Origin of the sequence: Haloparvum sedimenti (assembly GCF_001462205.1) — an archaeon.
Lineage (GTDB): Archaea > Halobacteriota > Halobacteria > Halobacteriales > Haloferacaceae > Haloparvum > Haloparvum sedimenti.
In genome coordinates this window covers 1-10731 of sequence record NZ_LKIR01000031.1, presented here as the reverse complement: position 1 = coordinate 10731, position 10731 = coordinate 1, and the positions used below count along the sequence as shown (strand labels likewise).

The 10731-nt window shown below is 67.5% G+C and carries 11 protein-coding genes; 5 read left to right on the top strand and 6 right to left on the bottom strand.

The features are described from left to right. The first annotated feature begins 130 nt into the window (after nucleotides 1-130). A complete protein-coding gene (locus AN233_RS01555) occupies nucleotides 131-622 on the top strand; it encodes a hypothetical protein (protein WP_058365116.1) in 492 nt (163 codons plus the stop codon). A 60-nt stretch (nucleotides 623-682) separates the two neighbouring features. Here AN233_RS01555 and AN233_RS01550 read toward each other — a convergent pair whose 3' ends face one another. Then, entirely contained in the window at nucleotides 683-1396 is a 714-nt protein-coding gene (locus AN233_RS01550) for a hypothetical protein (RefSeq protein WP_058365115.1), read from the bottom strand. 161 nt (nucleotides 1397-1557) lie between these two features. Here AN233_RS01550 and AN233_RS01545 point away from each other — a divergent pair, with 161 nt between their 5' ends. Continuing rightward, complete coding sequence (locus AN233_RS01545) at nucleotides 1558-2736, top strand: inorganic phosphate transporter (protein ID WP_058365114.1); 1179 nt, start codon at nucleotides 1558-1560, stop codon at nucleotides 2734-2736. Between the two features lie 47 nt (nucleotides 2737-2783). Here the strand turns inward: AN233_RS01545 and AN233_RS16060 are convergent, their stop codons facing one another. Then, entirely contained in the window at nucleotides 2784-3398 is a 615-nt protein-coding gene (locus AN233_RS16060) for a DUF4870 domain-containing protein (protein WP_080508294.1), read from the bottom strand. Nucleotides 3399-3585: 187 nt separating this feature from the next. Between AN233_RS16060 and sucC the strand changes: the two genes are divergently transcribed. From sucC to AN233_RS01525, 3 genes are all read left to right on the top strand, one after another. After that, nucleotides 3586-4731, top strand: coding sequence for an ADP-forming succinate--CoA ligase subunit beta (gene sucC, locus AN233_RS01535; protein ID WP_058365113.1), 1146 nt, complete (start codon nucleotides 3586-3588; stop codon nucleotides 4729-4731). Beyond that, on the top strand, nucleotides 4728-5597 hold the full coding sequence (sucD, locus tag AN233_RS01530; protein WP_058365112.1) for a succinate--CoA ligase subunit alpha: 870 nt from the start codon (nucleotides 4728-4730) through the stop codon (nucleotides 5595-5597). The genes sucC and sucD overlap by 4 nt, the downstream gene beginning before the upstream one ends. 64 nt (nucleotides 5598-5661) lie before the next feature. After that, complete coding sequence (locus tag AN233_RS01525; RefSeq protein ID WP_218055034.1) at nucleotides 5662-5973, top strand: hypothetical protein; 312 nt, start codon at nucleotides 5662-5664, stop codon at nucleotides 5971-5973. A gap of 38 nt (nucleotides 5974-6011) precedes the next feature. Here AN233_RS01525 and AN233_RS01520 read toward each other — a convergent pair whose 3' ends face one another. The 4 genes from AN233_RS01520 to AN233_RS16665 all read right to left on the bottom strand — a co-directional run. Further along, complete coding sequence (locus AN233_RS01520; RefSeq protein ID WP_058365111.1) at nucleotides 6012-7403, bottom strand: hypothetical protein; 1392 nt, start codon at nucleotides 7401-7403, stop codon at nucleotides 6012-6014. Nucleotides 7404-7482: 79 nt separating this feature from the next. Then, the gene (locus AN233_RS01515; RefSeq protein WP_058365110.1) at nucleotides 7483-8643 is read right to left on the bottom strand and encodes a hypothetical protein; all 1161 of its coding nucleotides are present in this window, start codon (nucleotides 8641-8643) and stop codon (nucleotides 7483-7485) included. 110 nt (nucleotides 8644-8753) lie between these two features. Continuing rightward, the gene (locus tag AN233_RS01510; RefSeq protein WP_058365109.1) at nucleotides 8754-9755 is read right to left on the bottom strand and encodes a C-terminal binding protein; all 1002 of its coding nucleotides are present in this window, start codon (nucleotides 9753-9755) and stop codon (nucleotides 8754-8756) included. Nucleotides 9756-10157: 402 nt separating this feature from the next. After that, nucleotides 10158-10731, bottom strand: a 574-nt coding sequence (locus tag AN233_RS16665) for a HEPN domain-containing protein (protein WP_218055033.1), incomplete at its 5' end; no start/stop codon positions are given.

The window sequence follows — 10731 nt, the reverse complement described above, 5'->3', positions numbered from 1 at the left end:
AGTAACAGAAAAAAGACACAAACACATCGCTATACCCAGTATCGCGCTCTTTCACGCCCCGCGTCGACACCGCGACGAATCGCCTCCGCTCACCGAAAGAGGTGAGGGGCGGACCCACGAACGTGGGGCTATGCGCCGCGTCCTCGCCGTCGTGCTGGTCCTCCTTGGCGTCGCTCTGATGCTGAATCCCCTGTATCTCCCCGTCTCGGACGGATCGGGCGCGGAGCGGTACGTGCACAACGTCGCGCCCGCTGAGGGAACGCTCGGTGAGGACGCTCCCGAGGCGGTCGCCTACGAGGACCTCGACCCCGCCGTCCGCGAGGCGTTCGACCGCGCACGCGCGGCCGACGAGAACGTCTGGGTGACGGGGGACCCCGACGAACGCGTCGACGCGCTCGCGTACCCGCGGTCGCCGAACGCCACCTCGGGGCTCACCGTCGTCGCCGATGGCGGAACCGAGTACGCGCTGTGGACCTACACGACGGAACCGGAGCCGCAGGCGGTCGTCGCCCAGCGCGTGCTGGTCCAGCCGGGGCTGTTCCTAATCGGATTCTTCGCGGTCCTCGGCGCGGTCGCGCTCGCGTTTCCGGGTCGCCTCGGAGAGGAGTCGGTCGGGGAGTAACCACGCCGAAGAGATGAACGGATGAGCGACCGCGAGCGAAGCACGTCCCGACGCGAACGGTCAGTCTGACGCTTTGTCGTCGTCCTCGCCGTCCTCTCCCTCGTCGTCGCCTGACTCGTTCGAGGTGTCGCCCGATCCCTCGCCGGACCCGTCGACTTTTTCCTCGACGGTTTCGTCCACCTTCTCCTCGACCGTTTCCTCGACCGTCTCCTCGACCGTTTCCTCGACCGTCTCCTCGACGGTTTCGTCGACTTTCTCTTCGACGGTTTCGTCCACCTTTTCCTCGACCGTCTCCTCGACGGTCTCTTCGACCTCCTCGGTGACCTCGCCGACCTTCTCCTCGACCGTTTCCTCGACCTCTTCGGTGACCTCACCGACCTTCTCCTCGACCGTTTCCTCGACGTTCTCGGAGACCTCGTCGACCTTCTTCTCGACCGTCTCCTCGACCTCGTCCGAGACCTCGCCGACCTTCTCCTCGACCTCCTCGGTGCGCGGGCGCCGGTCGACCCGCTCGTTGACCTCCTCGAGCCGTTCGATGACCGCCTCGACCTCGCGGTTGAGCGTCTCCTCGACGTTCTCGGTCACCTCCTCGGTCATCCAGTCGGGGTCGAACCGCGCCATCTTCCAGCCGACGTGGATGGCGTAGGACGCGAGCACCCCGAGCCCGAACGCGACGCCGATCAGGGTCTCGACGTACGCGATCAGGACGACCGCGACGAAGATCATCAACCCGTACAGCAGGTCGACGATGAAGTCGACGCGGTTCGGGTTCATCGGCCGATCACCACCGCGGGCGGGTCGCGGCTACAGGAATCGTTCATACCGTCAGTTTGCACTCGCCACGGTAATAGCGTCCGCTTCCGGCGGACCGAAGCACCCGTTTCGGGCCGTACACGAGACCGGGCGTTTAATTCTCGCCGCCCCCTGGTTCCGGTATGATCGAACTTCTGCTGATCTCCTTCGGGCTGGTCGTCGCCCTGTTCGTCGGGTACAACATCGGGGGCGCGACGACCGGGCCGGCGTTCGGTCCGGCGGTCGGCTCGGACGTGCTCTCGAAGACGGGGGCCGCGGCGCTGATGTCGGTGTTCTTCGCGATCGGCGCGTGGACGATCGGCCGCCGCGTCGTCGACACGCTCGGGAACGACCTCGTGACCCGCGGCGGGATCTTCACGCTGGAGACGAGCATCGTCGTGCTGTTTTTCATCGGCGCGGCGCTGTTCATCGGGAACTACGCCGGCGTCCCCGCCTCGACGTCGATGACCGCGGTCGGGGCCATCGCCGGACTCGGGGTCGCGACCGGCTCGCTCGACTGGGCCGTGATGGGCGAGATCGCGGTCTGGTGGATCGTCGCGCCGATCATCGGCTTCTGGGTCTCGGGGATGATCGGCCGGTACCTCTACCCGCAGATCAACCGCCGCGTCGCCATCGAGTCCAGCGAGGGGCCGCTGTTCACCGTCGACCGGAGCGGGACCGTCCCCAGACTCGTCCCCGGTGAGAACACGACGCGCCGGGAGGCGGTCGGCTCCGTGGTCGTCATCCTGATCGGCTGTCTGATGGCCTTCTCCTCGGGCACCTCGAACATCGCGAACGCCATCGCGCCGCTGGTCGGCGCGGGGATGGACCTGGAACCGCTGATCGTGCTCGGCAGCGTCGCAGTCGCGGTCGGGGCGTTCACCATCGCGCGCCGGACGCTCGACACGCTCGGTAACGACATCACCAACCTGCCGCTGACCGCGTCGATCATCGTCGCGGTCGTCTCCTCGGCCATCGTCACCGGGTTGTCAGCGATCGGCATCCCCGCCTCCTTCGTCATCATCGCGACGATGTCCATCGTCGGCCTCGGCTGGGGTCGCGCGACGCGGACCGTCACGGTCTCACAGAGCATTCGCGGCGAGGGCGAGACGAAGGTCTCCGTCGGCGCGCTGACGGCCGAGGAGCCGGGCGACGCCGCGCCGGACATCGGCGACGAGGAGCCGGACGACATCCCCGCGGCCGCGGACCTGTTCGACCCCGCGACCACCGGCCGCGTCATCATGATGCAGAACGCCGTGCCGGTCATCTCGACGGTCGGCGCCTACGTCACCTTCCTCGTGCTGTTCCGGTTCGTCTGGTAGCCGACGAGGTCCGCGGCGGGCGATCCCAACCGGGGACCGCGGCCGCCTCAGACCAGATCGAGGGTGAGCGGGTACGACCACGCCTCCCCGTCGTTCGCCTTCACCGCGGCGACGACACAGAAGATCAGGTCGAGGAGCCCGACCAGTAGCATGACGAACACCCCGACGACGAGCAGCGTGAGGACCAGCCCGATAATCGAGTAGATCGTCATGAAGATCTGCCAGTTGATCGCGTTACGAGCGTTCTCGCGAACGAACTCGTCCTCGCTCACCACGAGGACGATGACGGGACCGATCACCCACGTGAACAGCGCGAGGATGTGCGTAATCGCGGCCAGCGACGTGTCGTCAGCCGAGGACGCGGCCGCCTCGCTGTCGATCGCAGCGCCACCGGTCGTGTCGTCAACCGTCGTCGCGCTGGCGGCCGTGGCGTCGTCCGCTGCCGCGCTGGCGGCCGTGGCGTCGTCCGTCGGGGCTTCACCGAATCCCTCGGAGTCCGGCCCGCCGGCTTCGGTACCCGATTCTTGCTGCTCCTCGGCGTCCGCGTCCGCCGGCTCCGCGTCCGCGTCGTCCGGTTCGGCCGGTGCCGGTTCGGTACGCTCGTCGTTCGGGTCCGACTCGTCGTCCGAGCCCGTGGACCCCGGGGGATCGTCAGGTGGCATCACGGACCACATCATGCCGGTGACACAAATCATCTTCGGCGGTGCGGGGCGGGAGCGCCCGCGTTCCGGAGCTGCGGTTCCCCCCCACCGGGACGTGGTCGAGCCGCCGTCCGCCGGGGCGTGTGTGGGTCACACTCGCGGCGAATAACTGGTTTTAAGCGCCCGTCGGACGCCCCTTTACACGCTAATGAAGCTCCACGAATATCAGGCGAAGGAGATCTTCGCCGACGCCGGGATCCCGGTCCCGGAGTCCCGGCTCGCCGGGAGCGTCGACGAGGTGCTCGACGCGGTCGACGAGATCGGGTACCCGGCGGCCGTAAAGGCACAGGTGCATGTCGGCGGGCGCGGGAAAGCCGGCGGCATCAAGATCGCGGGCGACCGCGACGAGGCGGCCCAGTACGCCGAGGAGATCCTCGGCATGGACCTCAAAGGGTACACCGTCGACAAGGTGCTCGTCGAGGCGGGCGTCGACTTCGTCGACGAGCTGTACGTCGGCGTGACGATGGACCGCGGCGAGGGCAAGCCCGTGCTGATGGTCTCGACCGAGGGCGGCGTCGACATCGAGGAGGTCGCCGCCGAGAACCCCGACGCCATCGCGCGCGAGCACGTCGACCCCGCGTTCGGCCTGCACCCGTATCAGGCCCGCAAGGTCGTCTACGAGGCCGGCGTCGACGCGGACGTGGCGCTGGACGTGGCGTCGATCCTCTCGACGCTGTACGACCTCTATGAGGACAGCGACGCCTCGGAGATCGAGGTCAACCCCGTCATGATCACGAGCGACCGCGACGTGGTCGCCGCGGACGCCGTGATGAACATCGACGAGGACGCGCTGTTCCGCCAGCCCGAACTCGCCGAGATGGCCGAGGAGTCCTACGAGGACGACCTCGAGCGCAAGGCCGGCGAGTACGGCTTCGACTACGTCCGCCTGTCGGGCAACGTCGGCATCATCGGTAACGGCGCGGGTCTCGTGATGACGACGCTCGACCTGGTGGACTACTACGGCGGCGCGCCCGCCAACTTCCTCGACATCGGCGGCGGTGCGAAGGCCGAGCGCGTCGCGAACGCGCTGGACATGGTGTTCTCCGACGAGAACGTCGACGCGGTCGTGTTCAACATCTTCGGCGGGATCACCCGCGGTGACGAGGTCGCCAAGGGGATCAACGAGGCGCTCGAGCAGTTCGACGAGATCCCGAAGAAGGTCGTCGTCCGCCTCGCCGGCACCAACGCCGAGGAGGGGATGGAGATCCTGAACACGGACCTCGTGCAGGTCGAGAAGACGCTGGAGGACGCCGTCCAGCGTGCGGTGAAGAACGCACAGGAGGTGACCCAATGAGCATTTTCGTCGACGACGACACGCGCGTCGTGGTACAGGGAATTACCGGCGGCGAGGGCAAGTTCCACGCCGGCCAGATGATCGACTACGGCACGAACGTCGTCGCGGGCGCCGTCCCCGGGAAGGGCGGTCAGGAGGTCGCGGGCGTCCCCGTCTACGACACGGTCGACGAGGCGGTCGAGGCGGAGAACGCCGACGCGTCCGTCATCTTCGTGCCGCCGGCGTTCGCGGCGGACGCCGTCTTCGAGGCGCTCGACACGGATCTGGACCTCGCGGTCGCCATCACCGAGGGCATCCCGACGCAGGACATGGCCAAGGTGAACAAGCGCCTCGGCGAGACCGACACGCGCCTGCTCGGCCCCAACTGCCCCGGCATCATCACGCCGGGCGAGGCGAAGCTCGGCATCCTGCCGGGCAACATCTTCGCGGACGGGAACGTCGGGCTCGTCTCCCGCTCGGGGACGCTCACCTACCAGGTCGTCGACAGCCTCACCAGCCGCGGCATCGGCCAGACGACCGCGGTCGGCATCGGCGGCGACCCGATCATCGGCACGTCCTTCGTCGACGCGCTCGAGGCGTTCGAGGCCGACGCCGAGACCGAGGCCGTCGTCATGTGCGGCGAGATCGGCGGCGAGGACGAGGAGCAGGCCGCCCGGTTCATCGGCGAGCACATGGACACGCCCGTCGCGGGCTTCATCGCGGGGCGCACCGCGCCGCCGGGCAAGCGTATGGGCCACGCCGGCGCCATCGTCTCCGGCTCCGGCACCGGCACCGCCGAATCGAAGATCAACGCGCTCAACGACGCCGGCGTCCCGGTCGGCGACACTCCCGAAGAGGTCGCGGACCACATCGAGGACTTCCTGTAGCGTCGCGAGCGCTCCGCGAGCGCGTTTCGACCGACCTTTTTGTCCTGCGGCGCGTAGCGCACTCGTGAGCGACGACGATCCGACCGGTCGCGACACCGTCCCGCACGTGCCGGACGCCGGCGACGAGCCGACGGTCCCGGTCGACGACCGACCGTTCGTCGAGTCGCGGACGGAGCGGCTCGCGGCGTTCCTGCGGCACAACCGCGACCGGCTGGTCGTGGACGCGGCGCTGTTGCTCGCGTGGATCGTCGCCAGCGCCGGGCTCTTCGGCTGGCTCGGTCTGCCACAGTGGCTCCACTACCTCGTCCTGCTCGTCGGCATCGCCGCCTACGCCCTCGCGACTCCGACCTGGGAGCGACCGTATCGGAGCGGCTGAGCGGCCCCGTGTCGCCGCGGACGGTGAGCGCCCCCGGCTCAGACGAACCGCAGCAGCGGCAACACGAGCGTGACGAGCCAGAGCAGCACGCCGAGGCGGACGTGGCGCGAGGGCTCCGGGTCGAGCCGTTCCGGGCGGGAAGCGCCGACCGCGATGAACCCGAGCGCGACCGCCAGCCCGCCGCGGTGGACCAGCGCGTCCAGCGGCAACACGGTCACCCCGAGGTAGGTGTAGTCGAGGAACACGGCCGTCAGAAAGCCGATCGAGGCGGCGGAGAACGCGATCGGTCGGTCCAGCTGCCGCGACAGCAGGTACGTGATCGTCGGCAGCCCCGCGAACAGGAAGGGGTACAGCGCCGCCGCGATGACCTTCGGCGGGATCGGGGTCGTCCGTTCGAGCCCGACCGACGCGAACCGGACGAACAGGAAGGTGACGACGAGCGCCGTCGCGACGCTCAGCGCCCGGCGGGCGGTCGGTCCGAGCGCCTCGTCGACGCGCGCCGCGAGGTCCCGCCAGCGCCCGTGGACTGCCGCAACGGCGAGTAGAACCGCGCCAGCGGGGAGCACGCCGTCGACCCCGCCGGCTCCTGACTCGGTCCCGGTTGCGGACTCGATACCGCTTCCGGACCCATCGTCCCGGGTGGTCTCTATCGTCTCTCGACTGACCGACGTGGTCGTCCCGTCGGTCGGGCCCTCGGCACCGATCTGCACGACGGTCAGCCAGCCGTCCGCGTCCGAGGCACCGACCGCACCGACGTAGGTTCGGTAGACGTCCTCGACGAACCAGCGGCCCATGAACTCCCGCTCGACGTACGACTGCGACTCCTCGACGCTGCCGACGGTGTGTCTGAGCCGGAACCAGTCCCAGTGTTCGCGGTGCGCCTGCATCGCGGTCCATTCCTCGTCGGGGTTCGGCGCGGCGTACGCGCGGATGTGGTGACGTGCGCCGAGGTAGTCGCCGTCGTGCAGCTGGTAGCTCTCCAGGAGCCACTGTCCCTCGTCGAGCCGCTCTCCCGGACCGACGACGTACGTGAGCCGGGTCGAGCCGGTCGCCTGTCCCCACGCGGTCGCGGTACCGTTCGGGCGGACGTACCCCTCGCCGACGCCCTCGTCTTCGAAGTCGCCGCGCGTCTCGTTCCAGTCACCCCGGCTGGACCGTTCGAGGTGCCGCCGCGTCTCCGCGACGTCTCCCTCGACGATCAGGTTCAGCGGGAGCGTTCGCGTCTCGAACGCCCGCGCGCGGCTGGTGAACGGCCAGATTGCGGTGCGGTTCTCGGTCCCCCCCTCCCCGCGAACCGTATGGAAGGTCGGCTCACCGGCCGGCTCCGGGCTCGGGGTCGACCCGACCAGTGCCGCGGGGCCGACCGCGGAGACCGCGAGCACGACGAGGAGAACTGCGACCGCCGTCGTGGGTCCGAGACGCTTCGACATCGGTGCTCCCTCCGACGGCCTCGGATAAAGCTCTGTCCGCCCACGATGGCCGAGCGCCCTCGCGTATGGACCGCTACGGTCAGCGCTCGGCGAGGACCCAGGGCTTCTCGTCCGGATCGTACTCGGCCATCGCTCTCCCGTGGCTCCGCGTCTCGGACGCGAGCACGCCGACGTGTTTCAGCTGCTGGACGAAGTTGAAGAGGACGTTGTTGCGCACCACGTCGGCCCACACGTCCCGGTCGCCGTAGAGGCGCGCAGTCTCGCCGCGCTCGATGAGGGTTCGGGCACGTTCGCGGCCGCGGGCGGTACAGACCGCGCCGAGGAAGACGTTCGGGTACTCGCGGACGAGCCGCTCGAGCAGGTCGAGGAAATGGACCCGCGGCCCCTCCTTCCGGAGCGCCTCGAGCAGCAGTCCGAACTCCGGGTGGCGCGTGAAGCAGTTCCGCAGCAGCACCGCGAGCGGCTCGTGGACCGCGGCGACGGTTCTCCCCCGCGTCTCGTCCTTGCGGAGCCGAAGGTCGTCGAGGTCTTCGACTCCGTAGCCGCGAAGGACGGTCGCCGCGAGGTCGCCCTGGTCGGTGAGCTCGTGCGGCGTCGCCGTCGTCAGCAGGCCGAGCGCCCGCGCGCCCGCCACCGCCGCGTCGCCGGCGCCGAAACCGTACTCCTCGGCGAGCACGTCGCCGAGCTCGTCGCGGTGGAGGGGGCCGTGTCGGTCGACGGCGACGACCGGCGCGAGGTAGTTCAGCGGTTGGGCGAGGCTGAGCGTCGTCACGTCGCCCCCGAACTCCGCGCCGCCGGCGCGCAGCGACAGCTGGCCGCGAACGTCGGCCACCTCCGCGGTCGACTCCGCCGCCGGCGGATCACGCCACGCGGTCACGCCTCCGTCGCCGACGCCGATGGTGCCGACCCCCTTCGCGTGCAGCAGGTCGGCGTGCCCCTCGACCGCGGTCGCCTCCGCCGCGAGGTAGGAGACGTGCGCGCCGCGCTGGTAGGTGAGCGCCTGCCCCATCCCGCGGAGGAGCCCCTCGTCGCCCTTCACTTCGACCGCGAACACGCGGTCCGTCTCCGTGAAGCCGAGCACGTCGGGATACCGGCCGCGGATGGTGATCCGGTGCTGTTCGGCGCGGTCGAGCACGTCCGCGTACGTCTCCGCGTGCGCCTCCGGCACGTGGACGAGCGGGTCGTAGTTCCGCTCCTCGAGCTCCGTGAGCACGCCCGAGAACACCGCCGCCTCGTTCATGGGTCGAGCTCGAGGCCCGGGGACAAGAACCTACCCTCGCGGCGCGGTGGGCGGGAGCGCCCCTCCGGCGACGGGCGACCGCGCGGCGCTCGGCGCGGTCCCACGCGCCCTCACTCGCTCCACGCGTCGCGCTCGGGGTTGACGAGCCCCTCGCCCCGCTGGAACACCTCGGGGTTGACGACGTTCCGGAGGTGCTCGCCCGTCAGCGCGCGGACGATCTCCTCGCGGCCGATGGCGATGCAGCGTTCGTTCGCGCGCGGCGACATCCCGCCGTGGTGCGGCGAGCAGACGATCCGGTCGCACGCGAGCGCGGGCGTGTCCGTCGGCGGTTCCGTCTCGAAGACGTCCAGCCCCGCGGCGTAGATCGCCCCGTCCTCGACCGCCTCGACCAGCGCCGCCTCGTCGACGATGGGGCCGCGGGCGGTGTTGACGAGCACGGCGTCCGCGGCCATGCGCTCGAACTCCGGCGTCGAGAACAGGCCCCGCGTCTCCGCGGTGAGCGGCGCGTGGATCGAGACGCAGGCCGCGCGGTCGAGCAGGTCCGCGAAGGTGACGCGCTCGACGCCGAACGCCTCGAACACGTCGTCGTCCACGTAGGGGTCGTACGCGATCACGTCCATGTCCAGCCCCCGGGCCATCGGCACCGCGGCGCGGCCGATCCGCCCGAAGCCGACGATCCCGAACGTCCGGCCGTACATCGGGTTGATCGGCCGGCGCTCCCCCCACCCCTCGGACTCGCGCACGTCGCGGTCGGCGTGGACGACCTCGTGCGCGGCCGCGTGCATCAGCGCGACCGCGTGGCTCGCTACGTCGTCGTTCCCGTACCCCGGCACGTTCGAGACGGGGATGCCGTGCTCGCTCGCGGCCGCCACGTCCACGTTGTCGAACCCCGCCCCGTTCCGCATGATCAGCCGACAGTCCTCCATCGCCTCGATCGCCGCCCGCGAGATCGGCGCCTTGAACGTCACCACCACGTCCGCGTCCCGACAGGCCGCGACCACCTCCGCCTCCGTCTCCGCCTCGACCGCGACGAGTTCGCCCCCCGCCTCCTCGACCGCTTCTCGGTAGGGTTCCTGATCAATGAATCGTCTGTCTGTGAGTACGACGCGCATGGGTAGTGGCGGTGGGGAGTGGTTATAGAAGCACGGCTGGCGGTGATTGGGGAGAATTGCGGAGTTGAGCGAAGAGCCTTCATTGAGCGTGAATCGAGAGCTACAATCGCGAGATTGCTGGTGGTCGGGTTGAGACCTACTGACCGATCACGGCCTGGGGCGAGCTGTTCCTGAATGCAGATGTCGATCCGAGTTTAGACGTGCCTGAGCCAAGTCCGCGGCCGCCGCATGCTACTCGGCCGGATTGGTGGGCGGGGTTTCAATAGAAATCATCGATTAGACACGTGAGTTTGTCTCAAAGAGGCATCTGTTCCTGCTACAGTGGAATTGACGTAGCACCGTTATTTGTGGTGGAATGAATTGGAAAGAAATATATGATTGACAGGGAGAACGTCCTTCTTCTTAGTGAGTTGTCACGGATTTGGCGTTGTATTTCGAATGGAGTCTATTTTTAATATGATCTGGCTCAATACCGATTTCAAGTAGGAGACATGCTTCGATGAGTTGCTGAATTCCCCAGTTCAAGCTTGTTAGCCCGGCACCCAGTGTCGCTTTTCTTTTCAAATCTTGTGTTCTGTGAGCGAAATAGTTCCTCGTATCTGCAACTTGTTCGTGTTTACCGACGATCGAGTATGGTAGATCAGATATGACTGGCTCAGTTGCTCGTATTAGTTGCTGTAACCTTTTCCGAAGAGACATTTTATTTGCATGTTTTATGGTCCCATCTTTAAGAGATTGAACAAAGGGAGTGGGAATATTGTGTTTATCCCGAATATTCTCATCTGAGGAATCCAAATTATTGTATACGTTTGATGGATCTCCCTTTATAAGGTTCACAAGGTCATTATATACGCTGTCATAATCTGATTCAGACATATATGTCTCCATGAATCTTTTTCTGTGGTATGATTCTAGTCCATGACAAAGGTTCATCAACTTATTTTCTGGGTATGCATTTTGCTGGAAAACGACTCCA

Bases quoted from the DNA above. Each gene is read 5' to 3' on its own strand.
- AN233_RS01555 (WP_058365116.1), top strand. From the start codon at position 131: ATGCGCCGCGTCCTCGCCGTCGTGCTGGTCCTCCTTGGCGTCGCTCTG.
- AN233_RS01550 (WP_058365115.1), bottom strand. From the start codon at position 1,396: ATGAACCCGAACCGCGTCGACTTCATCGTCGACCTGCTGTACGGGTTG.
- AN233_RS01545 (WP_058365114.1), top strand. From the start codon at position 1,558: ATGATCGAACTTCTGCTGATCTCCTTCGGGCTGGTCGTCGCCCTGTTC.
- AN233_RS16060 (WP_080508294.1), bottom strand. From the start codon at position 3,398: ATGCCACCTGACGATCCCCCGGGGTCCACGGGCTCGGACGACGAGTCG.
- sucC (WP_058365113.1), top strand. From the start codon at position 3,586: ATGAAGCTCCACGAATATCAGGCGAAGGAGATCTTCGCCGACGCCGGG.
- sucD (WP_058365112.1), top strand. From the start codon at position 4,728: ATGAGCATTTTCGTCGACGACGACACGCGCGTCGTGGTACAGGGAATT.
- AN233_RS01520 (WP_058365111.1), bottom strand. From the start codon at position 7,403: ATGTCGAAGCGTCTCGGACCCACGACGGCGGTCGCAGTTCTCCTCGTC.
- AN233_RS01515 (WP_058365110.1), bottom strand. From the start codon at position 8,643: ATGAACGAGGCGGCGGTGTTCTCGGGCGTGCTCACGGAGCTCGAGGAG.
- AN233_RS01510 (WP_058365109.1), bottom strand. From the start codon at position 9,755: ATGCGCGTCGTACTCACAGACAGACGATTCATTGATCAGGAACCCTAC.